This is a genomic window from Variovorax sp. Varisp85 (assembly GCF_047304045.1).
In the GTDB taxonomy this organism is placed as follows: domain Bacteria; phylum Pseudomonadota; class Gammaproteobacteria; order Burkholderiales; family Burkholderiaceae_C; genus Variovorax.
Window position 1 is genome coordinate 1 of record NZ_JBGLYN010000149.1, and the last position, 768, is coordinate 768.

The following is a 768-nucleotide window of genomic DNA, read 5'->3' on the forward strand; positions in this document are numbered from 1 at the left end:
CACCACAAGCCCCGCCGCCGCCACCCCGAACATCGCGCGCTCGAGCCATTTCTTCTTCGTCAGCAAGGCAATCGCAGCCAGCGCGATCGACACCTGCAGCACCGTGGTCGCCTGGGCCCAGCGATGGTGCTGGTGCATCTGCTCTTCAGACTGCGCGTCCCATTGGCTGGCCTCGGCCTCCAGCTTCTTCGCTGCCGTCTGGATGTCTGTCTTCTCCTGTTCGTAGCGCGCCACCTTGACCTGCCAGCCCTGCTTTCGGGCGTCGTCCGCCGCGGTGTCGCGTGCGAATTCGGCCAGCGCCTGCTTGGTGCTCTTCGACTGGAAGTAATTCCACTGGTTCGACGCCTCGGTCTTCTTGATCGCGGCGTTGTTCTTGTAGAGGCCGGCGTTGGCCTGCGTGGCACCCCCCATGTACGAGAAGATCGCGCCGAAGGTGGCGATCACGGCGGTGCACACCGCGATCTTGCTCGTCATGTTCATGCCGCCTGAATGAGCCGCGGCGCCGTCTTCGGGGCCGTGGCCATGGCCGCCGGTTGCGGCGTGTTCGAGTTCGTGATCGTGCGGGCCGTGCACGTGAAAGCCGTGTCCTGACATGGGGTCCTTGCTGTGAAGTGTTGGAATGTGGAGCGCGCGCGAGTATGCCCGGTCGCGCGGCACCCCAGGCGCCCCGCCGTCAGGTTCCGGTCCGCCACCCGTTGCCAGCATGGGGGCGGCCACAGCACACTTGCCCATGACCGAGGAAACGCCCCCAACCCCGATGCCCACGCC

General features: G+C 66.1%; 1 protein-coding gene. It reads right to left on the reverse strand.

Annotated elements, in window-relative coordinates; translation table 11 throughout:
* Positions 1–594 (reverse strand): DUF4337 domain-containing protein (locus tag ACCC97_RS28790; RefSeq protein ID WP_413336385.1); only part of this gene is annotated, 594 nt, incomplete at its 3' end.
* Positions 595–768: the final 174 nt, after the last annotated feature.